The sequence below is a fragment of the Clostridium pacaense genome (assembly GCF_020709765.2).
GTDB lineage: Bacteria > Bacillota > Clostridia > Lachnospirales > Lachnospiraceae > Enterocloster > Enterocloster hominis.
This window is the reverse complement of sequence record NZ_JAJFEB020000022.1, coordinates 63754-90486: the sequence shown is the minus strand read 5'-3', so window position 1 is coordinate 90486 and position 26733 is coordinate 63754. Positions and strand designations below refer to the sequence as shown.

The following is a 26733-nucleotide window of genomic DNA, read 5'->3' as shown; positions in this document are numbered from 1 at the left end:
CTCCTGATTTTTTCTATATATAGAGCGAAGGTGCCGCTCAATCATCTATTTTGATGATTTTGCGACACCCTCTTTTTGCAAATATCTGGGAAAGAGCATGTTTCTTATTGACATAGGGGATATTCTTTGCTAAAATACATTTAGACGTTTAGATAAATATCTAAATGATAACCGCGGATAACCTTGACATGGTTACCATGCGTACCACATACCGCCTATAGCGTACCACATATAATGGAAGGAGGCCTGTCTTATGTCTTTTGGCGACACGTTTAAAGCCCTTTCAGACCCTACACGCCGTGAAATCCTAGCCCTGTTAAAGCAGGGGAGCATGACAGCCGGGGAGATTGGCGGACATTTTGACACAAGCGGTGCAACGGTTTCCCATCATCTGACCATACTCAGGCAGGCCGGACTGATAGAGGACCGCAAATCAGGCAAATATATCTATTATGAACTGAATACCACTGTGTTTCAGGAAGTGCTCTCCTGGATACAGACATTAATGGAGGCTGACAATCATGAAGAAGACAAATAAAAAACTGACATTCTGGGACATTTTATACTGGATACTGGCTGTTGTGCCATTCCTCATATCACTTATCTTTTACAGCAGGCTGCCGGACCAGGTCCCCACCCATTGGGGAGCAGACAATGTGGTGAACGGATATTCCAGCAGGAACATGGCCGCCTTCGGTATTCCCGCCTTCATGTTTTTCATGGCGGTTCTGGTCAATGTCCTCTACAGGATTGACCCCAAACGGGAGAATATCAGCCGTTCTAAGGAGTTAAAGCAGATAACACGCTGGTTTGTGGTAATCATTGCCGTACTGGTGCAGGTCATTACCATCCTCTCAGGCATTGGCCTATCTTTTAATGTGGGGACGGTAATCAGCGTACCCATTGCATTCCTTTTTGTGGCCCTGGGCAATTACCTGCCCAAATGCAGACAGAATTATTCCCTGGGCATTAAGCTTCCCTGGACACTGGCAGATGAGGACAATTGGAACAGGACGCACAGGCTGGCCGGATATGTGTGGATGGCAGGGGGCTTCCTGATGATGATACTTGGCTTCTTCAACCTGTCCAAATTGTATTTTACCATATTTCTGACAATGGTCCTGATTCCTTCGGTGTATTCCTATCTGCTATACAGAAAGAAAAACAGCGGTTCATGATGTTTAAGCCCTTGCGGTATCGCGGGGCTTTTTTTGCTGTTTCAGGATTGAATATATGGAATCTTTGAAGTATAATAACAAAATAACGATTCCAAAGGAGGACATCATGGCAGTTTCAAATGTATATTACACCAATATGAGAACCACGTTACAGGAAAATCTCCTGCAGAAGCTGGAGAGACTGGTTAAGAAGGCCGGTATGATGGATATTGATTTCAACAACAAGTATACGGCCATAAAGATTCATTTTGGCGAGCCGGGCAACCTGGCTTATCTTCGGCCTAATTATTCCAAGGTGCTGGTGGACCTGATTAAGGCACAAAACGGCAGGGTATTCCTTACGGACTGCAACACCCTGTATGTGGGCCGCAGGAAGAATGCCCTGGACCATCTGGATGCTGCATATGAGAATGGGTATAATCCTTTTACCACGGGCTGCCACATGATCATTGCGGACGGGCTTAAGGGAACCGATGACGTGCTGGTACCCATTGACGGGGAATATGTTAAGGAAGCCAAAATCGGGCGTGCCATCATGGATGCGGATATTGTCATTTCCCTGAGCCATTTTAAGGGGCATGAGGCAACCGGTTTTGGCGGTGCCTTAAAGAACCTGGGAATGGGCTGCGGTTCCCGCGCAGGAAAGATGGAGATGCACAATGCCGGAAAGCCATATGTACATACGGATATGTGCGTGGGCTGCGGTTCCTGTCAGAAGAACTGTGCCCACAGCGCCATTACCATCACGGACCGCAAGGCTTCCATTGATGTGAAGAAGTGCGTGGGCTGCGGACGCTGTATCGGCGCATGTCCAGTGGATGCCGTGGATACCCTTGGTGATGAGGCCAACGACATCCTGAACTGTAAGATAGCAGAGTACAGCCTGGCTGTCCTCAAGGACAGACCGAACTTCCATGTAAGCCTGGTTGTGGATGTGTCACCATACTGTGACTGTCATGCGGAAAATGACGCCCCTATCGTGCCGAATGTGGGAATGTTTGCTTCCTTTGACCCGGTTGCCCTGGATGTGGCCTGTGCGGATGCCGTGAACCGTCAGCCGGTGCTGCCGGGAAGCCTGCTTTCCGAGAAGGAGCATTGCCATCACGACCATTTTACGGACACCCATCCGGATACGAACTGGAAGAGCTGCATCGACCATGCCGTGAAGCTGGGGCTGGGCAATAAGGAATATAATCTAATCACGATTTAACTTAAGGAGGACATAAAGGGCATGAGCAGGAAACGTTCATTAGACACAATCTGTATCCAGGGAGGCTGGCAGCCGGAAAACGGCGGGCCAAGACAGCTGCCTATTTATCAAAGTACCACATTCAAGTACACAACCAGCGAGCAGATGGGGCGTCTGTTTGACCTGGAGGAGAACGGATATTTCTATACCCGTCTTGCCAACCCCACCAATGATGCGGTTGCAGCCAAAATCTGTGAACTGGAGGGAGGGGCAGGCGCCATGCTGACCTCCTCAGGGCAGGCGGCATCTTTCTATGCCATCCTGAACATATGCCAGGCAGGGGACCATATTGTAAGCTCCTCCACCATATATGGCGGCACCAGCAACCTGTTCACGGTAACATTCCCCAAGATGGGAGTGGAGTGCACCCTGGTGAACCCGGATGCGGACGAGGAGGAACTGAAAAAGGCATTCCGCCCCAATACAAAGGTGGTATTTGCTGAGACAATCGCCAATCCTGCCCTGACCGTGCTGGATATTGAGAAGTTTGCCCGTCTGGCCCACAGCCACGGCGTTCCGCTGGTGGTGGACAATACCTTTGCAACTCCCATTAACTGCCGTCCCATTGAGTGGGGGGCTGATATTGTAATCCACAGCACCACCAAGTACATGGACGGCCATGCCATGACCGTTGGCGGCTGCATCGTGGACAGCGGTAATTTTGACTGGGAGGCCCAGCATGACAAGTATAAAGGTCTGACGGAACCGGATGATTCCTACCACGGCGTTGTATATACAAAGCAGTTTGGCAGGATGGCCTATATCATGAAGGCAACAGCCCAGCTGATGCGCGACCTGGGTTCCATCCAGTCCCCGCAGAACGCATTCCTTATCAATGTGGGGCTGGAGACCCTTCACCTGCGGATGCCCAAGCACTGTGAAAATGCCATGAGGGTGGCGCAGTACCTTCAGGCCAGGGAGGATGTGGCCTGGGTGAATTATCCCGGCCTTCCCGGAGACAGGTATTATGAACTGGCCAGGAAGTATATGCCGGAGGGAACCTGCGGTGTTATTTCCTTTGGCTTAAAGGGCGGCCGCAAGGCTGCGGCTGAGTTTATGGATAAGCTGAAAATGTGTTCCATTGAGACACATGTGGCTGATTCCAGGACAGCTGTCCTCCATCCGGCCAGCCATACCCACAGGCAGCTGAATGATGAGCAGCTGGTGGAAGCAGGGGTGGATCCGTCCATGATCCGCTTCAGCTGCGGGATTGAGGATGCGGCAGATATCATCGAGGATATCAGACAGGCACTGGAGGATTAAGACGGGCCTGTGACATGGCTGGGCACGGCGGGTGCCTTAGAGCGTGTTTGAAAATTCATTCCCGCCGTCTGCCCTAAGGAATCCACCATAGGTACCCCCTTAGGACAAAGCACGCCCCACTTCGCGGTATATTTGGCCCCGATTCAGTCAGCGTAGCCCGCTACGCCTCCATCATCGGGACCAAATCTCCCACAAAGTGGGACGCACAGCCGACGGAAAGCAATTTTCAAACACGCTCTAGCCAGGGGATGCATGTAAACAGAAGTGTACTGATTCCAGCCGTACCGGCAGTGACGGATGCCGGCGGCTGGAATTAGCTTTCCCACCTGTTTTGGTTCCGCGTAAAAGACGCAGTATCCCCTTAATCGGTTCCCGCATCCCATCCTGTCGTTCCGTGTATGTTAATGTCTTACCTGGATCATGGTTCCAGTCTTACCTCTTCTATGGCTTTATCTAAAAAAATGATTCCATCTAAATGTTCTAACTCATGACAAAAGCATTTTGCCATTTCATTTTCTCCCGTAACGATAATCTCTTTACCATTTTCATCCAGCGATTGGATTGTGACTTTTTGCGGACGGATTGTTTTCACAAAGCGGTTTGGGAAACTAAGACATCCTTCAATGCATTCCTGAACGCCGCTATACCCTATGATTTGTGGATTTACTAATTTGAGATGGTAATCACAGTAATCTATCACAACCAGGCGTTTTAAGATTCCGACTTGATTGGCTGCCAATGCAGCCCCGTTTTCAGTATGATGCAGGGTTTCTGCCATATCATCAAGAAGCAGTCTGATTTTATCGTCCACCGTTTTAACTTCCTTACATCTTTTCCTCAGAATCGGATCATTGTCATACCGGATGTTTCTTATCGCCATTGTTATCCCTCCTGCTGCTGTCAGCCCTTGTTTTGCGCGTACTATCCTCAAATAAAAACACTTCCTCGATGGAACAGTTGAACACCTGCGATATATCATAAGCAAGCCATATGGACGGTTCGAATTTTTCTGTTTCTATGGCGTTGATTGCCTGCCTTGATGTACCAACCATCTGGCCTAACTGTTCCTGCGTCAATCCTCTTTCTTCCCGCAGTTCCTTAATTCTGTTTTTCAATGATATGCTCCTTTCTGTAATGTTAACCTTACTCTAGTATAGACATTTATTTTAGTAATGTCAACCTTACATTTTGGACTTGAAAAGAATGGTAATGGATAGCCTGTATGCTGGTTTACGTTTTTTAGATGGTAATATAAGTGCTTGACATTGCGACATTGATGTCGCATAATATAAAGAGACACTGATGTCGCAAAAAAAGAATGAATCATGGATATGTGAGGAAAAAGATGGGAATCAAGGGAGAGAAAACAAAGCAGCTTATATGCCGGGCCGCCTACGGGCTGTTTGCAAAAAAGGGATATAAGGATGTGACGATGCAGGATATCTGTATGGAAACCGGGCTTAGCAGGGGCGGCCTGTACCGTCATTATGAAAGTACGGGACAGATTTTCCAGGAAATCATCACGTATCTTATGGCAAGCCAGGAGGATGAATTTGCAGGAAAGGTGCAGGCAAAGGTACCTGCTGCAATGATATTGGAGGAAGTCCTTTGCCGGTATGAAGAAGAGATGATGGACAGCGGCAGTTCCCTGAGCCTTGCCATCTATGAGTTTTTCAGCAATCCCCCGGCGGCAGGATGCAGCCATTCCATCATGCAGCAATACCTTGCTTCTAAAAAGATGTGGGTGGGGCTGATTGAATATGGGATTGGGACTGGGGAATTCAGGGCAGTGGAACCGGAGGCTGTATTTGATGTGATTGTCTTTTCATACCAGGGGGTAAGGATGTACAGCAGACTGATGCCGGTTGACAGGGCAATCCCCCGGAGGATTACAGGGCAGATTAAGGAAATGCTGATTGGGGCACATGGGAAGAAGGAGGAAATATAAGATGAAAACCGTATTTTACAGAAACAGTGCACAACCGGATGGGCTTGGGGATTCACAGGCAATGATCCATCCATCCGATTTAATAAAGCCGGTTCCCGGTTTCCCGGAGACGTGTGTGTCTACATTTTCCAGGACAATCATCCAGCGTTATGCGGCAATGGAGCAGACGGAGGCCATAGCAGTATTATATACCGCCAATGGGGCCAACCCGGTGTATAGGATTACATATGGGGGCAGGGAGTTTGGGCTTTATCTTTCGCTGGTAGGTGCGCCTGCCTGTGTCTGCGGCCTGGAGGAGGTAATCGCAATGGGAGCCAGGAAATTCGTGTTTTTTGGCTCCTGCGGCATCCTTAATGAGGAGAAGGTTGGAAAAAGCCTGATTGTTCCCACCGGAGCCGTGAGGGACGAGGGCACCAGCTACCACTATCTTCCTCCCAGCGCGGAGATTGAGGCGGATGAAGGGACGACCGCGCTGTTAAAGGACTGCCTGATGAGGTGCGGCTGCCCTGTTGTGTTGGGAAAGATGTGGACCAATGATGCCATATACAGGGAGACACAGGACCTTGTGAGGGAACGCAGGGAGGCAGGCTGCATCGGTACTGATATGGAGTATTCCGCGCTTCTGGCTGCCGCCCGTTTCAGGGGGGTCAGGTTTGCACAGTTTTTCTATGGCGCCGACTGCCTGGATAACGATGTATGGCAGCCCCGGGACCTGACGGATTATGGATTGGGAAGCGCGGATAAGTATATGGCTTTGGCCCTTGAGGCTGCTTTGCGGCTGTAAGGGGGCCTGGGCCGTACAGCTGACGGAAAGCAATTTTCAAACACACCCTGGGCCATAACCTGTAGGGAAATATTAGGAAAAACGTAAAGTATCCTTTTTCCTGCCGTGGTAGAATGAAGGTAAGAATATGAAAACGGAGGGGAATCATGACCGGAATCTATGCGCTGGCACATATGGCAGTGGATTTATCCTGCGCCTTCCTGATGTACGCCTTTGTAGCGGGAGGGGAACACTGGTATATCTGGCTGTTGGCCTACAATTTCTGTGCATTTGCCTTGCAGATGCCCATCGGGGCCTGGGCTGACCGGCTGGACCGGAACAGCCTGGTTGCCGCAGGCGGCTGCGGGGGCGTGCTCTGCGGCCTGGTCATGGCCATGGCAGGGATGCCGGCCATGGCATGTGTCATTGCAGGAGCCGGAAATGCATGTTTCCATGTGGGAGGCGGCATCGATGTGCTGAACCGCAGCGGGGACAGGGCGGCATTGCTGGGAGTATTCGTGGCCCCGGGGGCACTGGGGATTGCACTGGGAAGCAGCATTGGCAGGGGAGGAAACGGGCTTACGGGCAGAACCATGTGGGTGGGCATTGTCCTGGCATTGGCGCTGGCTGTGTCTGCCGCGGCCATCCATGCCATGGCAGGAAGGCAGGGGATATGGAGGCGGTCGGGCAATGGGCCGGTTTCCTATGGGAATCTGACCTTTCCCCGGCTGGCGGCAGTGATATGCTTCCTGGGAGTGGTCATACTGCGTTCTTATTCCGGAATGGTACAGGACTTCCCATGGAAGGAGGAGCTGGCCGGAAGCGCCTGGTTCCTGGTCTGTGCGGTGGTCCTGGGTAAAATGGCAGGCGGGTTCCTTGCAGACCGCATTGGGGTGGCGCAGGCCGCGCAGCGTTCCATGTGCGCGGCAGCGGCCGGATTCATCTGCCTGATGTATCCCTTGACGGGAATCCTTGGGGTATTCTGCTGGAATATGTCCATGCCTCTTACCCTGTGGGCGGTTTCCAGGATGTTCCCAAGCGCAAAGGGGTTTGGGTTCGGTCTCCTGACCTTTGGGCTGTTTCTGGGATTCTGCCCCGTATATCTGGCGGGAGCCGGAATACGGACCGGAGGAGCTGCTGAGGCGGCTGCCTCCCCGGTTGGTATGGCTGTGATGGCCATCCTGTCCATGGTGCTTTTGACATGGGGGATAAGGCAGGTGAGGGAATGATGGGAACCTGGATGATTCCGGCACTGGCAGTGTCCCTGGGGCTTACCGTTGTGCTGGAAGGGACGTTTGGCTGGATGCTGGGAGTCAGGAACAGATGGGATATGGCGCTGGTTGGACTTGTGAATGTCCTGACGAACCCGGCGGTGGTGTTTTTATATTATGTAAATATAATATATGTGGGCTGGAACCGGATTCTGGTCACGGTACTCCTGGAGATGGCGGCGGTTGCGGCGGAAGGCCTGTGTTATCGGGCAGCCGGACGTGGCATAAGGCATCCATGGCTGTTCTCGGCCGGGGCCAACCTGTTTTCTTTTATGATGGGAACCATATTGGCCATGCTGATATAAGGTGACTTGACTAAATTAGGGAGGTATATTGTGATGGATGGAGAAAGAAGGAAAGGAATGATGCGGGCTGTAATTTTTGGGAGAACTGCCATACGCGCGGCTATCCTGGCATTCTGCCTGTGCGGGATGTACGCCGCAACTGCATGGGCGGATGTGATCTGGACGCCGGAGGATTCATTTTATGAAAAGAATTACAATGCCTGTGATTATGTGGGACGCCGGTATTATGCCAATGGTCCTAAGGGATACGTGTCTGTGGTGAAGGAGCCTGGAAGCCGGAACGTGCTGGACTACATTTCCAATGGGGAAATATTCTATGTGTCCATGTCTTATGGCAGGGGTATCACGGATACCTGGGGACTGGTCCAATATAAGATGGACGGAGACGGCCGGCCTGTGGAGGACTACAGCTGGGACGATGACGCCGCCACGGTCGGCTGGATTGATATGGACAGCCTTGTGGCGGTTTACGATGGCCTGAGCTTTGCAGAGGAACATCAGGCTGGGATTAAAAAAACAGGTGAAGAGGATATGCCTCAGGTGTCCATTCCGGATAATGGTGTGATTTATCTTTGGGAGTATCCCGGCTCCGGGGAATGGTACGGTAAGGTGGATTCCCTGGAAGGGAAGATGGAATTTGATAAGACATATGAGGATGAGGACGGAAATCTGTGGGGACACTCCGCCTATTATTACGGATATAAGGACTTCTGGGTGAATATCAGCAATCCCGGGGAGGAACATCCCAAAGCAATGGGGATACAACCCCCAAAGCTGGTTCCAGCCATGAACCGGTCTGACCTGGCCGGGCTTCCCAGGACAGGACAGGATAAGATACCGCTGCCTGCGGTTGTGGGAGGGATGATTGTGCTTGTCATCGTGGTGACAGGCGCAGTGATTTACAGTATGTCGGTCAAGCAGGGCAGTAAGGATCATTGATAAAACAGTATGTCGGTCAAGCAGGGCAGTAAGGACCATTGATAAAACAGTATGTCAGTCAAGCAGGGCAGTAAGGACCATTGATAAAACAGTATGTCAGTCAAGCAGGGCAGGAAGGACCATTGATAAAACAGTATGTCGGTCAAACAGGGCAGTAAGGGCCGTTGATAATAGAGATGGGGAAGGCTGCAGGAAAGGAGGAAGGCCATGAGGCAGGATATTGGATATATGTTTGAAAACAGGTGCAGATTGAGATATGGATGGGCATGTCCCCGGCATACGGACAGCAATCAGCATGGATGGAGGAGGTTCCCTGTGGCTGGAATCATACTGCTGGCAGTGTTTTTAGGCGGCTGCGGACAAGGGGCGGATATGGGGAATGCCCGGGGAGGCAGTCCTTCCGGACAGATGGCCGGGACTGCATCTGAAGAGGGTATGGTTTCACGTACGGAGAACAAGGAAGGCCAGGCCCAAGCTGATGAGGGCCATGCTAAAGCCGGTGAAGGCCAGCCGGAAGCAGATGGGGCGGATTCTTTGGAACCAATGCATGTAAGCGGAGTCCAGTTTGTAGAGGGACATGGTATCTGCGCGCCTGGAAAGCCTCCTGTTTATTATGCGGAGCCGGGACAGCAGCCCATAAGCACGCAGGGAGCCAAGGCATGGCTTGAGTCCGTGACCTACCAGGATGGTAAATGGTATTACCGTGTGAAGGTGGAGGATTATTCAGTCACGGTCATACCGGATGATGAGGTAAAGGTACTTCTTAAAGAGGAAGATGAGAACCGTAAGCTTCAGGAAGAGGGCAGACCGGTAAAATGGAAGAAGCCTTATTTTGTCCTGGATTATGAGGGCGGGGTGTACGGCAGGAGCGGATTCCTGGACCGGACCGGGCTGGGGCATGGCTTCTATGACCGGACAACGGAATCCATGACAGACTATATTGAAGGCGCCGGAATCCCGGGAGGCAGGATTACGGCCACCAAACGCACCGGTTCCATTGTATACGGGACTTATGGGACAGAAGGATACATAACCATGTACTGGGATTATTTCACGGAAAATCAAGTCCTTGATACGTTGACTCCTGAGGGGACGTATGAACTTCATGTACCAGGATTTGAGCAGACATTATCTTTCGCGTTCGTGAAAGCCAGGGAGTATCCGGCGGTAGAAGATATACCGGGGATTGTATTCCAGGAAGGGATGGGAATCCTGGCAAAAGGGCAATGGGCGGACGATGGCCTGGACATAACCTATTATACGTACCCGGAACAAGGTTATATCATGTATCCCGTTATTTCGGGACTCAGTTATGAGAATGGGGACATGGAAGGAAAAGGACGGCTGAGGGACAGTGGACACAGCGCCAATGACTCCTGGGATTACATAAGCGGGATACCTAAGGGAAAGCAGGGGCAGACTGTTTCCTACGACCTGGCGCCATCGGCCAGGGGTGGAAGGATATGGCTTGGGTTTGACTCTGTCAATATGATTTATACCGGGGAGCCGGAGCGCCTGTCAGTTCCCATAAGGGACGGGGGTTCGGATATGGATGCCGTGATTGAGCTGGGAGGATGTACGGTGAAATTTACCAGCGCCAGGAAGTCGGAGGAGCCGGTCCTTGGGAATGTCTGGGGAGCAGATGAGGAAGGGCCTTTTGTGTTCGTGGGGGCGGAGGTCAGGATGAAGGACAGTTCCAGGAAGTTTATAAGGCTTAACATGCACAGGGCGGTAGAAAACCCGGCGTCATACCCAGGCTCCGTAATGGCAAGGCCGGTTTATGAAGGGGCTGGAACGGACGGGGGAAATATGGGAAGCTCAGGGCTTAAGGGTTATGAAGTGAGCTGCAGTGAGGGGGAGTCCGTGGTGGAACTGGAGATAAGCGGGGTGATGTATGACTGGAAACAGGAATACCTGGTTCCGGTCCAGATAGAAGAACCATGATGGATGGAAGCGGTATGACCTGTATAGATGGAAAGTCTGGGGATATTCCCCAGGCTTTTTCCGTCCGGCAGAAGCATTTGGATTTTTTTGATAATATGCTTGACAAAGATAACTGTATCATGTATAGTTACAGTAAGAACTGTAACAAATACGATTACACTACAAAGGAGAAAAAGAATGATGGAGAGAATGAATCAGTATGATGCAGTTATAATAGGATTTGGCAAAGGCGGCAAGACAATGGCAGGAGCCCTTGGAGCGGCAGGCAGGAAGGTTGCGCTGATTGAACGTTCCTCCATGATGTACGGCGGCACATGTATTAACGTGGGATGCATTCCTACCAAGTCACTGGTATATCGCGCCGGTCTAACCATGGCAAGAGGAGGGGATTTTAAAGATAAGGCAGATGCATACAGGGAAGCCATGGCGCAGAAGGACAGCCTGACAGCAAAGCTTAGGAAAAAGAATTATGACAAGCTGGACAGCAATCCGAATATCACGGTCCTGGATGGCACAGCCAGTTTTGTATCACCCCATGTGGTGGAGGTGGTGAACGGCGGGGAACGGTATGAGGTAGAAGGGAAGATGATTTTCATCAATACCGGTTCCAGCGCCTTTGTACCGCCCATTGAAGGCCTGAAGGATAACCCTTATGTATATACGAGTGAAGGGCTTCTAAGCCGCAGGGAACTGCCTGAAAAACTGGTTATCATAGGCGGCGGATATATTGGAGTAGAATTTTCCTCCATTTATGCAAGTTTTGGCTCCGAAGTGACCATACTTCAGGATGGGGATATTTTCCTGCCAAGGGAAGATGCTGAGATTGCAGGGGAAGTGAAAAAGTCACTGGAGGCAAGAGGTATCCGTGTACTGACCGGAGTCAGGACAAAGGCCGTGCGCCAGGGCGGAGGAAAGGCAATCGTGGACCTGGAGGGCAGGGACGGCCTGGTGGAACTGGAAGCGGACGCAGTGCTGGTGGCCACAGGGCGCAGGCCAAACACAAAGGACCTGAATCTCAAAGCCGCGGGCGTTGAGGTCAATGCCAGGGGCGGCATCATTACCGATGATTCACTTAGGACCACGGCGCCTCATATATACGCAATGGGCGATGTGAGGGGCGGACTCCAGTTTACATACATTTCCCTGGATGATTTCAGGATTGTGAAATCCAGTGTCCTGGGAGATGGAAGCTACGATTTGAAGAAGAGGGGCGCGGTGCCCTACAGTGTGTTCCTGGATCCTCCATTTTCAAGGGTGGGCATGAGTGAGAAGGAGGCATTGGAAGCAGGGTACAAGGTAAAGGTGGCAAAGCTGGCAGCGGCGGCCATCCCCAAGGCCCAGGTCCTGGAACAGCCGGCCGGACTTTTGAAGGCAGTGATTGATGAGGAGACCGGATTGATCCTGGGGGCCCATCTGTTCTGTGAAGAGTCCTATGAGCTTATCAATATGATTAAACTGGCCATGGATGCAAAGGTACCCTACACCGTCCTACGGGATACCATCTATACACATCCGACCATGAGCGAGGCATTCAACGATTTATTTGCAGTTTAAACATTCATATATAAGGAGATTACTTTATGGGATTTTCATTAGATATAAGCGTACCTGTCCTGACCGTATTCCTTCAGGGCCTGGTCAGTTTCTTCTCACCATGCGTGCTTCCGCTTTTACCCCTGTATATCGGGTATCTGTCAGGCGGCACCGGAAAACGCGGGGAGGACGGACGCATCCACTATGAGCGGAAAAAGGTCATGCTCCACACCCTGTGTTTTGTGATTGGCGTAAGCTTTGCGTTTTTCCTGCTGGGATTCGGCTTTTCAGCCATGGGAAGCTTCTTTAAGAGCAACCAGCTGATGTTTGCCAGGATCGGCGGTATCCTGGTGGTGCTCTTCGGACTGTACCAGCTGGGATTTTTCGGAACCTCCCAGGTGTTGGGCAGGGAGCGGAGGCTGCCGTTTAAGCTGGATGCCCTGGCAATGTCGCCGTTCACGGCCCTGCTCATGGGATTTACCTTCAGCTTTGCATGGACGCCATGCGTGGGTCCGGCCCTGGCCAGCGTGCTGCTGATGGCAGCCTCCGCAAGCACCAAGGCAATGGCTTTTGGACTGATTGGTGTGTATACCATCGGTTTCGTCCTTCCGTTCCTGGCAGTGGGGCTGTTCACGACCACGCTTCTGGAGTTCTTTAAGACACATGTGAATGTGGTGAAGTACACGGTTAAGGCGGGAGGCGTCCTGATGCTGATCATGGGACTTCTGATGTTCACAGGCAGGATGAATGCCGTGACCGGATACCTTTCCACATTCCAGGCGCCTTTTAGCACATCAGCTGATAAAACAGCCGGAGGCAATGGCGGTGATGATTCCCGGGAAAAGGGTGCTGCGGACGAAGGCATGCAGGAAGCAGAAGCTGGTACCGGCGCTGCAGATGAAAGCATGCAGGAAGCAGAAGCTGCTACCAGCGCTGCAGATGCAGGTTCAGCAGGGAGGTCCTCTGACGATACAGGGACAGGACAGGACGGGACAGCGGCGGAAAACCAGGGAGCCGGACAGGATAATGAAACGGCATCTGACGGCGCCGCAGATGAGCAGACGCTTCCGGCCATTGATTTCACCCTGACGGACCAGTATGGGAATACCCACACCCTGTCGGATTACAAAGGAAAGACAGTGTTCCTTAACTTCTGGGCAACCTGGTGTCCGCCGTGCCGCGCTGAGATGCCGGATATCCAGAAATTATATGAAACCTATGACACAGAAGGGGATGACGCCCTGGTTGTACTGGGAATCGCCGCTCCGGGAATGGGAAGCGAGCGCTCTGAGGAAGGGATTAAGGATTTCCTGAATGAACACGGATATACCTACCCTGTGCTGATGGATACCACAGGCGATATCTTCATGAACTACGGTGTATTTTCCTATCCGACCACGTTCATGATTGACAAGGATGGAAATGTATTCGGATATGCCAGCGGACAGCTGAGTGAAGATATGATGAAAAGCATAATCAAACAGACAATGGAAGGAAAGCGGAGTTAAAGACATGAAAAGAGGCAGGGGCAGAAGGAACCGTAACAAAAGAATAAGACATATGTGGCGCAAGACTTGGTTATTGTCAGCGCTGGCAGCTGCCGCTGTAATATACGGAATCGTGGAATTGAGGACGGGAAAGGAGAAGACGGCAGAGAATGCACAGGTAAGCGTGAAGATGCCGTCCTCCGGTTCCGTTGCAGCAAGGAGCCTGGCCGATGACAGGAACAGCAGTGCCGGGGACGGCATGGAACAGGAACAGGGCCCACAGGAGTGGAGTATCCAGGTGGTGGATGTTAATGATACGGAAATGATTGAGATTCCGGCCAGATGGTATCAGGAAAAGGATGATGCGCTTATAAGGGAATCCCTGGAAAAAGAAGCTTCCCGGATTGCCGCAAAATGGAACCGGGATCCGGTAGATTCCCAGATGGAAGCATTTGATAAGGATACAGGCACGTACCTTTATTCAGATGAGGTGTATGGGCGGGCGCTGGATGAAGGCAGGCTGGCAGAGGAATTGTTCCAGGCAGTCAGGGCCTGGAAGCAGGAAAATGCACAGGGCAGAGGACAGGAAGAAGGAAACGGGCAGGAGAAGGCCCGGCCCGATGCGACGGTACAGGCGTCGTTCCTGTCGGTTGCCCCGGTAAGGACAAAGGCCCAGGCAAAGGAGCAGTATAAGGTCATAGGTACATTTTCCACCACTACCACCAGCAATAAGAACAGGAACCAGAACATCCGCCTGGCAGCGGACGCCATTGACGGGCTTGTGCTAAAACCGGGTGAGGAGTTTTCATTTAACATGGCAACCGGGAACCGTACCAGTGATAAGGGATACCAGCCAGCGGGCGCGTACCGGAACGGGGTGCTGATTGAGGAGCCGGGCGGAGGCGTATGCCAGGTTTCCACCACCCTGTACCACGCAATCATCCAGTCGGGTTTTAAGACCACGGAACGCAATTTCCACAGCTTTGCCCCCAGCTATATTGAAAAGGGGCAGGATGCCATGGTCAGCTTTGACGGCTACGCAGGCCCGGACCTTCGGTTTGTCAATACAGGCAGCACATCCATCGGACTGAGGGCAGCGTTTGCAGATAACAAACTGAAGCTGTCAATTGTGGGACTGCCGGTACTGGAGGACGGAAAAACCATATCCATGCGTTCAGAGAAGGTTAAAGACCTGGAGCCGCCGGAGCCGTTATATGAGGAGAATCCTGAACTGGCTTACGGGGAGGAGCGGATAATCGAACAGGCACAGCCAGGTTCTGTGTGGAAGACATACCGCCAGATAAAGAAGAATGGTGAGCTGCTGGAAGAGACAGCGCTGCACACCAGCACGTATAAGGCAAAGGCTGCAAAGATACAGCGGAATTCCGCCGCAGTGCCCCCTGAGGAGACATCAGGACAGGAGAACGCAGACCAGGGCGCCGTGGCCCAGGGAAATGAGACTCAGGACGGGACCGGGCTTCCAGCGGAAAGCCAGGAGATTGTAATCCAGAGCATGCCGGCCCAGGGAGTGCCGGACCTTAACCTGGCCGGACCGGGCAGTGGGGAATGATGAAATATTCTCTGGAATATGGAAAAAACCAGTGCATTTTTCTGGAATTAATGGTATTATTTACAAAGATGTACCAGATGTTTTGATGTGAAAGGGGAGTAGTGATAAAGTGACAAGCGAATTTACAATTGCAGTCCATGCATTGGTTTTTCTCAACCATAAGGCCCAGGTATATTCCAGTGAGGGATTGGCAGAAAACGTCTGTACCAATGCAGCGAGAATCCGCAAAGTCATGGCAAAGCTTAAAAAGGCTGACTTAGTGAAGACAAAGGAGGGCGTGGACGGCGGCTACCTGTTCCACCGGGACAGCCGGGAGATAACCCTGTCCATGGTGGCGGAGGCCCTTGACACCCCGTTTGTGACAGTGTCATGGAAAAGCGGGGATCCTCATATGAGCTGCATGATTGCCTCAGGCATGGCCGGAGTGATGGATGAATTATATGGTGATTTGGACCGTTGCTGTAGGGAGCGGCTGAGTCACGTAACAATAGCTGATTTAGACCAAAGGATATTTGGGAAAGGCGCAGCGGTGATGACCGGGTAATTCCGGCCAGGCCGCAGCGCCTTTATATTTTTCAGGAACAGGTTGGGAATGGAATCCGCTACCGGTATGAAAAGGCTTATGATCCGCAGAAGCCGGGTCCGTGAAGCTGCGGCTGCTGAATGAGACAGACTTGGAAATAATGTTCGGTAGTATAAGGGACCGCATTTCCCCGCATAGGGCGGACGGCTTGCAAAACAGGCCAAGTCATGAGATAATAGGAAAATCGGAAAAGACATAAGAGGAGTGAGTGGATGATGAAAAAACTGCGGGGATTATTCAGGATCATATTTGGGCGGACGGCATTTGTAATCCTGTTCATGGCCATACAGCTGGGTATCCTGTTTGGGGTGTTCAGATGGCTGGAGGATTATGTCCATATCATATATGCGGTATCCATCCTGCTCAGCGCAGGTGTCATCATATATATTTTCAATGAACCTATCAATTCCAGCTTTAAGATGGCGTGGATTGTACCGGTACTGGTAATCCCGGTATTCGGGGTGCTGCTTTATATCTTTGTCCAGATGCAGTTTCAGACCAAGCTTCTGGCCAGGCGTCTCAGGAGTACCATAAAGTCCACGGCGCCCTATCTGAATCAGGACATGGCGGTACAGGAGAAAATCAGGAGGTCCAGCCAGAGGAGCAGCCATCTGATTGATTATATGAAGGATTATGCGGGATATCCTGTATATGAAAATACCTCCGTGGAGTATTTTCCTCTGGGAGAGGATAAATTCGAGGCCCTGAAGCGTGAGCTGAGGGCTGCCAGGCATTTCATCTTCATGGAGTATTTTATTGTGGAGCGGGGATATATGTGGGACAGTATCCTGGAAATCCTGGAAGAAAAGGTAAAGGAAGGCGTGGAGGTCCGCGTCATGTATGACGGGATGTGCTGCCTGATGCTGCTGCCGTATCGGTACCCCAGGGTACTGGAGGGCAAAGGAATCAGGTGCAAGATGTTCTCCCCCATCAGGCCGACCCTGTCCACCTACCAGAATAACCGTGACCACCGCAAGATTGTCGTGATTGACGGTCAGACCGCATTCACAGGCGGTGTGAACCTGGCGGATGAGTACATTAACAGGAAGGTGAGGTTCGGCCATTGGAAGGATACGGCCGTGATGCTTAAAGGGGACGCGGTCAACAGTTTCACCATGATGTTCCTGCAGATGTGGAACGTGACGGAGAGGGAACAGGATGACTTTGGCCGCTATGTACTGCCCAGAGGCGCTGCAGAAACGGGCGAAGGGGAGACAGGCGGATTCGTCCTTCCCTATGGGGACAGCCCCATGGACCGTGAACAGGTTGGGGAGAGGGTCTATCTGGATATCCTGAACCAGGCCAAGAATTACGTCCATATCATGACGCCTTACCTGATACTGGATGACGAGATGGAAAATGCGCTCTGCTATGCTGCGAAGAGCGGCATTGACGTGACCATCATCATGCCCCATATCCCGGATAAGAAGTATGCGTATCTTCTGGCAAGGACCTATTATCCTGAACTGATTGAGGCCGGGGTGAAGATATACGAATATACGCCGGGGTTCGTACACGCCAAGGTATTTGTCAGCGATGATGAGAAGGCGGTGGTAGGGACCATTAACCTGGATTTCAGAAGCCTGTACCTGCATTTTGAATGCGCCACATATATATACCGGAACCCTGTGGTACTGGATGTGGAAAAGGATTATCAGGATACCCTGCGCAAATGCAGCCGGATTACTATGGAGAATTGCAGGGATTATAGCTGGGGCGGTAAGAAACTGGGGCGCCTGATGCGGCTGGTTGCTCCGTTGATGTGAGAGGAGCGGGTGTTTTTTTTCATGGGGGACGTCCGGGGAACTGGCCAGGGTGGGCCTTGTGCCCGGGGGCGGACGGTGCCGGGGAGGCCTTCGGGCATTGGCGGTCCGGGCGCCAAGTTCCGGAGGGGCAGCTTCTAAGGCCCTGACAGTATAAAAGATGGGGGACCGGTGCTATTCGCTGAGAAATCCTGAAGGACTTTCTCAGCTCAGAGCACCTTGGACTTATGCTTTGATGCATTCGTCCACCCCCATCTTTTATACTGCCAGGACCTAAGAAGCTGCACCCTCCTCCACTATGCGCCCGGACCGCCAATGCCCGAAGGCCTCCCCGCCGCCGCCCGCCCCCAGACACAAGGCCCACCCTGGCCCGCTCCCCGGACTGGTAATTCCAGCCATGACGTACGAAAAAACACCCGCTCCGGAAGTAGGATTGTTTTTTGGGTATTGGCAAAGTCTGTCAGTTCTAAGTACCCATATCCCCCCTTTTTTCTATGTACAACATATAAAGAAACTGTCATTACGTCAAATCATACCACACCTTTAATGCACATGTCATTTCACTAAAGGATCCTCCCTGGGTTTGCGGCACAATTCCCCGGCGCAGATTTAAGCGATGCAGAAGCGAAGGAAAAACGTAGCGGGTGAGTGGAATGGGGATGGGGGCTGTGGATGCATCTACAGGGACGTGTGGGTCTTAGGCTGAGGGAAACGGTGCTAAGAGGCTGGCGCCCTTGTCTGAGCCCAACATCCAGATGGCTGGTGATACCAAAGCGCGAGTTCGGCAGCCAGCCTCTTGTCCAGCGCCGTTTTCCTCAGCCTTAGAGCCACTAGTCCCGCAGCCGTATCCGCAGCCCCCATCCCCATTCCACTCACGGACGGAACCACCCCCGCCCTTCTGCCCTTAAAAAAAGTCCACCCCATCACAAAATAAACACATTCTAATGATAAAGTATGAGAAAATAATCCATTCCACTAATCTGAGAGGAGCAATAAAACTATGAACAGACGATGCACAGCCTGCCGGTATCTTGGCGGTTCACTTGCATTTATCACTGCATTTACCCAGGCAGCACCTATCACAGTGATGGCCAATACATCATCTGCTAATTTTGACATGCGTAAGCAGGTGGTCAGCCTGACCGGAATCCTGAACGTGACGGATTATACGGAACAGGTCACCAGGGGGGAGTTTGCGAGGATGCTGGTCCATGCTTCCAGTTACCGTGAGAACCTTCCGGTTTCCAATGTCTCTGTGTTTGCGGATGTCCCGTCAACGGATCCCAATGCGGTTTATATCAGGATTGCCGCATCCCAGGGATGGATGAGCGGATTCCTGGGCGGGCTGTTTAAGCCCGGTGAGTACATAACCTACAGGGATGCTGTGAAGGCGGCCCTGACCATGCTGGGGTATACGGATGAGGATTTTACCGGGGATCTGGCGTCTTCGCGCATTTCCAAGTTCAATTACCTGGAGCTTAATGAAGAGGTGAGCCGGCAGCCGGAGGAGGTGTTGAACCAGACGGACTGCATGAACATATTCTATAACCTGCTGAAGACCAAAAAAAAGGATAGCAATGAGATATATGGCGCGGTCCTTGACTGTGAACTGAATTCAGATGGGGAAATCAATCCCATCACCATCCTGGATGACGAGCGCAAAGGACCGATCCTGGTGCGCAAGGGCTTCAGTGTGGCACAGTCCGTACCCTTTGACACTGATAATGCCAATGTGTTCCTTAACGGTGTGGCCAGCACACTGGCGAATGTGAAGTCATCCCAGCAGGAGGCGGGATTTGCGGTTATTTACTATAATGTGAAGTCAAAGACCATATGGGCTTATACCACCAGGGGCTGGGACGAGGATGACCTGGAGGGGAATAATGCGTATGCACTTTTAAAGGGAGAGGTCAAGAACATATATTATAAGTCAACGGATGTGATGACACCCACTTCCATCCGTCTGGAAATCGACGAGGACAATTCGGACGGTGATTTTGATGATGCTTCCGTGGATGAGAACGGATACCTGACCATTAACCTGGATTCCTCTGAGCTTCAGTACCTGTTCTCCATCTATGGCTCCATCGAGGTGGGGGATGAGGTTGTGATGGTGTGCAATAAGAGCGGTTCCACTTATACGGCAGTAGACGCAATCGAATATTAATGGTTGAGGTGCAGGATGGAAGAGAAGAAAAAGGGCCTGGCGCATTTAGCGGGACAGATACCGTTTCCCGGAAAAAAGGGCCGGGATCATACAGGAAGTGACAATGAAGGAGGCCGGGACAAAACCGGTAAGAAAGCAGGGAAATCCAAAGGGAAGAAGCGGAAATGGCTGAAGCCGGTCCTGGTGCTCCTTCTGATTGGGGCCGCCATAACGGTCATCCTGGTGCGGCGCAGCATGAAGGCATCGGCGGCAGCGGCCGGCGCCCAGACGCAGAATACGGCGGTTGTGGAAAAGAGGAGCATTTCCTCGGAACTGTCATCCTCCGGCACACTGGCGGCAAAGGATACCTATAACATTACTTCCATGGTGGAAGGCGAGGTGCTTTCCGCTGATTTTGAGGAAGGGGACCAGGTGGAAAAGGACCAGGTCCTTTATGAGATTGATAAGTCCAGCATGGAATCGGAACTGACCAGCGCCACCAATTCCCTGACCAGGGCACAGACCTCCTATGAGGATGCCAGGGAAGATTATGAGGATGCGCTCAGTGATTACAGCGGCAATACATACAAGGCCACGGACACGGGCTATATTAAGGAGTTATACATACACGTGGGCGATAAGGTGGGCGGCAGCACCAAGCTTGCGGATGTCTATAGCGACGATGTGATGGAAATCAGGATTCCCTTCCTGTCCGGCGAGGCAGCCCTCATTGGACCTGGTTCGCCAGCCGTTCTCACCCTGACTGATACGGGGGAGCAGCTGGCAGGCGTGGTCAAGGCGGTTGCAAACCAGGATATTACCCTGACCGGGGGACGTATCGTAAGGAATGTGACCATCACTGTAACCAATCCGGGCGGTCTTACCACTACGATGAAGGCCACGGCGCAGATTGGGGAATTTGTGGGCAGTGAGGACGGCGCATTTGAGGCGTCCGTGGACACCACCATGAACGCGGACCTGTCCACCAGTGTGGAGGTTGAGGCCCTTCTGGTGAACGAAGGGGACTATGTGACAAAGGGGACCCCCCTGTTCAGGATGACGGAAAAGTCAGCGGATAAGCTGATGCGCAGTTACAAGGATGCACTGGACAAGGCAGAGGAAAGCGTGGAATCGGCACAGAACAAACTGGACAGCAGCCAGGATAATTATGATAACTATACCATAACAGCACCCATATCCGGACAGGTCATTGCCAAGAACTTCAAGGTGGGGGACAATATCACAAAGAACAGTTCGAGCACAACGGTCCTGGCCACCATTTATGATTTGTCCAGCCTGACCTTTGAGATGTCCATTGATGAGCTGGATATCCAGAAGGTGAAGGTGGGGCAGAAGGTGGTCATTACGGCGGATGCCATGGAGGGGCAGACATTTTCAGGCACCGTTACCAATGTAAGCCTGGAAAGTACGTATTCCAACGGCGTCAGCACCTACCCGGTGACCGTGACAATGGATGAGATGGGCGATTTGATTCCAGGTATGAATGTGGATGGGATCATTACCCTTGAAGAAGCTTCGGATGTGCTTACGGTTCCGGTGGATGCCCTGATGCGCGGAAACCAGGTCTATGTAAAGGATGAGACCGTGACGGAGCAGCAGGGTCCGGTTCCGGCCGGGTTCCGGGCGGTGAAGGTGGAAACCGGGCTTACCAATGATTCCTATGTGGAAATCAGGAGCGGGCTTTCAGAAGGGGATGTGGTCTATGTGGCCGAGTCCAGCAAGAACAGCGGCAGCAGCTTCATGATGATGCGGGAAGGCGGCATGGGCGGAGGCATGGGCGGCCCGTCAGGCGGCGGAAACCGGAGTAATGGCGGAGGAAGCAGCCGCAGCGGCGGTATGGGCGGAGCCAGATAAAATGCTATCCGGTTACCTTGTGGCGGCTGGAGAAACAATAATGAATCTATCTGAGAAAAATGATAAGGAGCCGGATTTACATGGATGACAGGCAGCAGGACGGACCGTTAATTGAACTTAGGAATATCCATAAGATATATTATCTGGGCGGCGAGGAAGTGCGGGCCAACGATGATATCAACCTGACCATACACAGGGGCGAGTTCGTGGCCATCGTGGGAAAGTCGGGAAGCGGGAAATCCACCCTGATGAATATAATAGGCGCGCTGGATGTGCCTACGGATGGCGAATACCTGCTGGGAGGCGAGGACGTGGGCGTCATGAGCGACAGGCAGCTGGCCCATATACGCAACAAGATGATTGGATTCATTTTCCAGCAGTATAACCTTCTTCCCAAACTGAACCTTCTGGAGAATGTGGAGCTTCCCCTGTTGTATGCCGGGGTGGGGAGCGGCGAGCGCCGTGAACGGGCCATGGCATCCCTTAAAAAGGTGGGATTGGAGGAAAAATGGAGGAACATGCCAAACCAGCTTTCCGGCGGCCAGCAGCAAAGGGTTTCCATTGCACGCGCCCTGGCGGGAAGCCCGTCCTTGATCCTGGCGGATGAGCCTACAGGCGCGCTGGACTCCAAAACCAGCCGGGATGTGCTTAATTTCCTGAAACAGTTAAATGAAGAGGGCAATACCATTGTCATGATTACCCATGACAATTCCATTGCAATGGAAGCAAGGCGCGTGGTGCGCATTACAGATGGACAGATTAATTTTGATGGGGATGTGAAAGACTATGCTGCAATCATTCAAGCTGGCAATTAAAAGTATATGGGGCAACAAGATGCGTTCTTTCCTTACCATGCTGGGCATCATCATCGGTGTTGCGGCTGTCATCATCCTGGTAAGCCTGGTCAACGGCTACATGGGCAGCGTGGTGGAGAGCTTTGCCAGCATGGGCGTGAACCAGATTAACGTGAATGTGACCAACTTAAGCTCCAGGTCCTTAAGCGTGGACCAGATGTATGGGTTTTACGAGGACAACACGGATCTGTTCGGCGGGCTGAGCCCCAACGTGACCCTTAATTCCACGGTCAAGCACGGGACCGACACCATGTCCAGCACCAGCGTGGCGGGCCGCAGTGAACAGTATCTGGATATCAAGGACTACGACCTTAAGTTAGGGCGCAATATTTCCTATGCGGATATTGCATCCAGGCAGAAGGTCTGTGTCATTGGGGCATATGTTGCCCAGGAACTTTACGGCAGCAGTGAGAAGGCCCTTGATGAAACCATAAAGATAGATGGGTATGCGTTTAAGATTGTAGGCGTGGTGGAAGCCCAGGAAGAGGATGGCATGGAAGACGGGGGAACCGATGACTTCATATGGCTGCCTTACAGTGTTGCCGTCAAGATGTCCAGGAACGCCAATATCAGCAACTATACCTTTACGGCCCTGGACACCACCAAGGCAAATGAGTGCAAGACTGCCATTGAAAACTATCTCTATGGGATATTCAAGGACGATGACCTGTACCGTGTGACCGCCATGAGCGAGATGCTGGATTCCCTCAATGACCAGATTGCCATGATGAGCGGCATGCTGGGCGGGATTGCAGGCATTTCCCTGCTGGTGGCCGGCGTGGGCGTCATGAATATCATGCTGGTGTCTGTCACGGAGCGCACCAGGGAAATCGGCATAAGGAAGTCCCTGGGCGCTGACAAAGGCACCATCATGCGCCAGTTTGTCATAGAAGCTGCCGTGACCAGTTCCCTGGGGGGCGTGGTGGGAATCCTGATTGGCTGCGTTGCAACCACCCTGGTGGGGACGGCCGTGGGGATATCGGCAACGCCCACGCCGGCAGCCGTCATCATATCCTTCAGCGTGTCGGTGGGGATCGGGCTGCTGTTCGGTTATATGCCTGCTAACCGGGCAGCTAACTTAAATCCCATTGATGCCCTCAGGAGCGAGTAGGATTTTGTATTAGATGAGAAACATTGCGCAAAGGTCTTGAAGGAACCACCCATTTCCATATATAGTTAAATTGTTTATGAAAATTTTATATTTAACAAAGGATAGGGAAATGAGTATGAAAGATTTAACACCACAGCTGTTTCTGTCCATGAAACAGTATTCCAGCAAGCAATTCACAGCAGATGTGATATCAGGCATCATCGTGGCAATCATTGCGCTGCCATTGTCCATCGCCCTGGCCCTTGCTTCGGGCGTGACGCCGGAGCAGGGCCTTTATACTGCCATTGTGGCTGGCTTCATCATCTCCTTTTTAGGAGGCAGCAAGGTCCAGATTGCAGGCCCCACCGCTGCATTTGCGACCATCGTGGCCGGGATTGTCCTGAAAAACGGCATGGAAGGCCTGGCTGTCGCCACCATACTGGCCGGCATCCTGCTGATTGTCATGGGCGTACTGCGCCTGGGGAGCCTGATACGGTTCATACCGTATACCATCACGACCGGATTCACAACAGGCATAGCCGTTACCATTTTCATCGGCCAGATTAAGGACTTCATGGGGATTACCTTTTTACATTCCCCGGTGGAGACAATGGAAAAACTCAGGGAAGTCCTTGCATGCATGGATACCTTAAACCCCATGGCAGTGCTCATAGGCGCACTGTCCCTGGCAATTCTCATCATATGGCCCAGATTTGTCAAAAAGATTCCCCCGTCCCTTGTGGCCGTCATTGCGGCGGCGGCCCTTGTGAAGGGGCTGGACCTGAAGGTGAATACCATTGGGGACCTGTATACCATATCCTCCAGCCTGCCGGTGTTCCATATGCCCCATATTACATTTGGCCTGATTCAGAAGGTGATGCCGGATGCCCTGACCATTGCCGTGCTGGCTGCCATTGAATCCCTTTTATCCTGCGTGGTGGCTGACGGCATGGTGGGAGGAAAGCACAACTCCAATATGGAGCTTATTGCCCAGGGCGCAGGCAATGCTGCATCCGCTTTATTTGGCGGGATCCCGGCAACAGGGGCCATTGCCAGGACGGCTGCCAATATCAAGAACGGGGGCCGCACACCGGTGGCCGGCATGGTCCATTCCGTGGTACTGCTTCTGGTGCTTATCTTCCTGATGCCCTATGCGGCCCTGATTCCCATGCCCGCCATTGCCGCCATCCTCTTCATGGTTGCATATAATATGAGCGAGTGGAGGGAATTCATTGATGTGGTGAAAACCTCGCCTAAAAGTGACGCGGCAGTGCTGTTAATCACATTTTTCCTGACCGTGGTCTTTGACCTTGTGCTGGCCATCGGCGTGGGGCTTGTGCTGGCCTCCCTGCTGTTCATGAAACGGATGGCGGACGTGTCCGATATCTATGGATGGAAGTATGCGGAGGATTACAGGGAAGGGGAGGACGGGGAGCGGATTGACTTAAAGCCGGTCCCCGCGCATGTGATGGTATTCGAGGTCAGCGGCCCCATGTTCTTTGGCGCGGCGGACAAGATTGCCCAGATACCCCTTGATTCCAGGAAGAATGTGCTGATACTCAGGATGCGCAGCGTTCCGGCCATGGATGCCACGGCCCTCAACAGCCTGAAGAAGCTTAATGGGCGCTGCAGGAAAGCGCATGTGACCATGATCCTGTCCCATGTCAATGAACAGCCCATGTCCGTCATGGCCAAGTCGGGCTTTGACCGGGAAATCGGACATGATAATATCTGCGCCTCCATAGATGCGGCCCTTCTGCGCGCCTCTGCCATTGACAGGAGCAGTGGATCAGTATAGACTGGAAATGACCGGGCAGATGGAAAGAAGCCATGCCCACGGGCATGAACCCATGCTGCCGGGAATAGATTGTCAATACGAAAACGTGAAAAGAGGATATAGGATGAAAGTCATCGACATGCACTGTGATACCATATCTGAATTACATAAGGACCATCTGAAGGGAGGCAGCGCCTCCATACTGGAGAACAGCCTGATGATAGACCTTAAGAAAATGCAGGCAGGGGATTACGGACTCCAGAATTTTGCCCTGTTCACCAGCCTGGAACGGGCGGAGGGAAAACCATTTGAATACTGCATGGGCCTTCTGGATACATTTTATACGGAGATGGAGGCGCACAGTGACATGATTGGCATCGTGCGGTCCTACCGGGATATTGAGGACAACTGGAAGAAGGGGAAGATGTCGGCCTTACTGACCATCGAGGAGGGCGGCGTATGCCAGGGCAGCCTTAAGTTCCTGCGCGATTTCTACCGTCTGGGTGTCAGGATGATGACCCTGACCTGGAATTTCCCCAATGAACTGGGATTCCCCAACAAGAGGGAACGGCGTGAGGATGGGACCACCTGTGTGGTGCCGGACAGGTCCAATGGCCTGACCGGGACCGGGATTGGGTTTGTGGAGGAGATGGAGCGCCTGGGCATGATCATAGATGTATCCCATCTGAATGATGCAGGCATATGGGATGTGTTCAGGCATACGAAGAAGCCGTTTGTGGCCAGCCATTCCAATGCAAGGGCAGTGGCCTCCCATCCAAGGAACATGACCGATGACATGATACGGGAACTGGCCAACCGGGGCGGCGTCATGGGAATCAATTACTATACCTGTTTCTTAAGGGATTTTGGTAAGGATGAGGCAATGGTCAGCCGGATATCCTATATGGTGGAACACATGAAGCACATCCGTAAGGTGGGAGGAATCGGCTGTCTTGGGCTGGGGTCGGATTTTGACGGCATTGAATGCGAACTGGAGATGAAGGACGCGTCCATGGTGCCCATGCTGGCGGATGCCATGAAGCGGGAAGGGTTCAGCCAGTCCGATATAGAGGCTGTATTTTACAAAAATGTGCTTCGCGTTTACAGGGAAATCCTCTGATTTGAAAAATTTACGCGGATTTTACATTCCTATGGAGCGGATTTTACTTGCATTTGGTATGCTGTTTACATAGAA

General features: G+C 52.1%; 24 protein-coding genes and 1 pseudogene. 22 read left to right on the top strand and 3 right to left on the bottom strand.

Features of this window, described 5'->3' with window-relative positions:
* Positions 1-253 precede the first annotated feature (253 nt).
* The 5 genes and pseudogenes from LK536_RS53965 to LK536_RS53945 all read left to right on the top strand — a co-directional run.
* On the top strand, positions 254-538 hold the full coding sequence (locus tag LK536_RS53965) for an autorepressor SdpR family transcription factor (RefSeq protein ID WP_008716531.1): 285 nt from the start codon (positions 254-256) through the stop codon (positions 536-538).
* Positions 522-1178 carry an SdpI family protein gene (locus LK536_RS53960; protein ID WP_227797025.1) on the top strand — a complete coding sequence of 219 codons (657 nt, stop codon included), beginning with the start codon at positions 522-524 and terminating at the stop codon, positions 1176-1178. Before LK536_RS53965 ends, LK536_RS53960 begins: the two co-directional genes overlap by 17 nt.
* A 106-nt stretch (positions 1179-1284) precedes the next feature.
* Positions 1285-2388, top strand: a complete 1104-nt coding sequence (locus tag LK536_RS53955; RefSeq protein ID WP_008716526.1) for a DUF362 domain-containing protein — start codon at positions 1285-1287, stop codon at positions 2386-2388.
* A gap of 21 nt (positions 2389-2409) precedes the next feature.
* Positions 2410-3690 (top strand): O-acetylhomoserine aminocarboxypropyltransferase/cysteine synthase family protein, encoded by a 1281-nt coding sequence (locus tag LK536_RS53950; protein WP_008716524.1) that lies wholly within the window; start codon positions 2410-2412, stop codon positions 3688-3690.
* An 80-nt stretch (positions 3691-3770) separates the two neighbouring features.
* A pseudogene (locus tag LK536_RS53945) lies at positions 3771-3875 on the top strand (DUF6783 domain-containing protein); the annotation flags it as partial.
* On the opposite strand, the gene LK536_RS53940 reads toward LK536_RS53945, so the two are convergent.
* The 3 genes from LK536_RS53940 to LK536_RS53930 form a co-directional block, all read right to left on the bottom strand.
* Positions 3834-3944 (bottom strand): DUF6783 domain-containing protein, encoded by a 111-nt coding sequence (locus LK536_RS53940; protein ID WP_353656116.1) that lies wholly within the window; start codon positions 3942-3944, stop codon positions 3834-3836. The pseudogene LK536_RS53945 and the gene LK536_RS53940 sit on opposite strands and share 42 nt — an antisense overlap.
* A gap of 164 nt (positions 3945-4108) precedes the next feature.
* A complete protein-coding gene (gene def / locus LK536_RS53935; protein ID WP_227797027.1) occupies positions 4109-4570 on the bottom strand; it encodes a peptide deformylase in 462 nt (153 codons plus the stop codon).
* The gene (locus LK536_RS53930; RefSeq protein WP_008716520.1) at positions 4545-4805 is read right to left on the bottom strand and encodes a helix-turn-helix transcriptional regulator; all 261 of its coding nucleotides are present in this window, start codon (positions 4803-4805) and stop codon (positions 4545-4547) included. Before LK536_RS53930 ends, def begins: the two co-directional genes overlap by 26 nt.
* Positions 4806-5008: 203 nt before the next feature.
* Between LK536_RS53930 and LK536_RS53925 the strand changes: the two genes are divergently transcribed.
* The 17 genes from LK536_RS53925 to LK536_RS53845 all read left to right on the top strand — a co-directional run bounded on the left by LK536_RS53925 (position 5009) and on the right by LK536_RS53845 (position 26658).
* Positions 5009-5638 carry a TetR family transcriptional regulator gene (locus LK536_RS53925; RefSeq protein WP_506092239.1) on the top strand — a complete coding sequence of 210 codons (630 nt, stop codon included), beginning with the start codon at positions 5009-5011 and terminating at the stop codon, positions 5636-5638.
* Between the two features lies 1 nt (position 5639).
* Entirely contained in the window at positions 5640-6422 is a 783-nt protein-coding gene (locus LK536_RS53920) for a nucleoside phosphorylase (RefSeq protein WP_227797029.1), read from the top strand.
* A 146-nt stretch (positions 6423-6568) separates the two neighbouring features.
* Positions 6569-7630, top strand: a complete 1062-nt coding sequence (locus tag LK536_RS53915; RefSeq protein WP_227797031.1) for an MFS transporter — start codon at positions 6569-6571, stop codon at positions 7628-7630.
* Positions 7603-7977 (top strand): hypothetical protein, encoded by a 375-nt coding sequence (locus LK536_RS53910; RefSeq protein WP_227797032.1) that lies wholly within the window; start codon positions 7603-7605, stop codon positions 7975-7977. The genes LK536_RS53915 and LK536_RS53910 overlap by 28 nt, the downstream gene beginning before the upstream one ends.
* Positions 7978-8010: 33 nt before the next feature.
* Positions 8011-8916 carry a cell wall anchor protein gene (locus LK536_RS53905; RefSeq protein WP_227797035.1) on the top strand — a complete coding sequence of 302 codons (906 nt, stop codon included), beginning with the start codon at positions 8011-8013 and terminating at the stop codon, positions 8914-8916.
* Between the two features lie 207 nt (positions 8917-9123).
* Positions 9124-10860, top strand: coding sequence for a hypothetical protein (locus LK536_RS53900; RefSeq protein WP_227797036.1), 1737 nt, complete (start codon positions 9124-9126; stop codon positions 10858-10860).
* Positions 10861-11049: 189 nt separating this feature from the next.
* Entirely contained in the window at positions 11050-12414 is a 1365-nt protein-coding gene (locus LK536_RS53895; RefSeq protein WP_475394462.1) for an FAD-dependent oxidoreductase, read from the top strand.
* A gap of 26 nt (positions 12415-12440) precedes the next feature.
* Complete coding sequence (locus LK536_RS53890) at positions 12441-13901, top strand: redoxin family protein (RefSeq protein ID WP_227797039.1); 1461 nt, start codon at positions 12441-12443, stop codon at positions 13899-13901.
* A gap of 4 nt (positions 13902-13905) precedes the next feature.
* A complete protein-coding gene (locus tag LK536_RS53885) occupies positions 13906-15450 on the top strand; it encodes a VanW family protein (protein WP_227797040.1) in 1545 nt (514 codons plus the stop codon).
* Between the two features lie 109 nt (positions 15451-15559).
* Complete coding sequence (locus LK536_RS53880) at positions 15560-15994, top strand: RrF2 family transcriptional regulator (RefSeq protein ID WP_120055748.1); 435 nt, start codon at positions 15560-15562, stop codon at positions 15992-15994.
* A 251-nt stretch (positions 15995-16245) separates the two neighbouring features.
* Positions 16246-17799 carry a cardiolipin synthase gene (gene cls / locus LK536_RS53875; RefSeq protein WP_331472276.1) on the top strand — a complete coding sequence of 518 codons (1554 nt, stop codon included), beginning with the start codon at positions 16246-16248 and terminating at the stop codon, positions 17797-17799.
* Between the two features lie 997 nt (positions 17800-18796).
* The gene (locus LK536_RS53870) at positions 18797-19963 is read left to right on the top strand and encodes an S-layer homology domain-containing protein (RefSeq protein WP_008716497.1); all 1167 of its coding nucleotides are present in this window, start codon (positions 18797-18799) and stop codon (positions 19961-19963) included.
* A gap of 15 nt (positions 19964-19978) precedes the next feature.
* A complete protein-coding gene (locus LK536_RS53865; RefSeq protein ID WP_130790096.1) occupies positions 19979-21817 on the top strand; it encodes an efflux RND transporter periplasmic adaptor subunit in 1839 nt (612 codons plus the stop codon).
* An 80-nt stretch (positions 21818-21897) separates the two neighbouring features.
* Complete coding sequence (locus LK536_RS53860; protein ID WP_008716489.1) at positions 21898-22632, top strand: ABC transporter ATP-binding protein; 735 nt, start codon at positions 21898-21900, stop codon at positions 22630-22632.
* Entirely contained in the window at positions 22604-23782 is a 1179-nt protein-coding gene (locus tag LK536_RS53855) for an ABC transporter permease (RefSeq protein ID WP_008716487.1), read from the top strand. Before LK536_RS53860 ends, LK536_RS53855 begins: the two co-directional genes overlap by 29 nt.
* Before the next feature lie 109 nt (positions 23783-23891).
* Entirely contained in the window at positions 23892-25559 is a 1668-nt protein-coding gene (locus LK536_RS53850) for a SulP family inorganic anion transporter (protein WP_474913509.1), read from the top strand.
* Positions 25546-26658 carry a membrane dipeptidase gene (locus LK536_RS53845; protein ID WP_506092238.1) on the top strand — a complete coding sequence of 371 codons (1113 nt, stop codon included), beginning with the start codon at positions 25546-25548 and terminating at the stop codon, positions 26656-26658. Before LK536_RS53850 ends, LK536_RS53845 begins: the two co-directional genes overlap by 14 nt.
* Positions 26659-26733 lie beyond the last annotated feature (75 nt).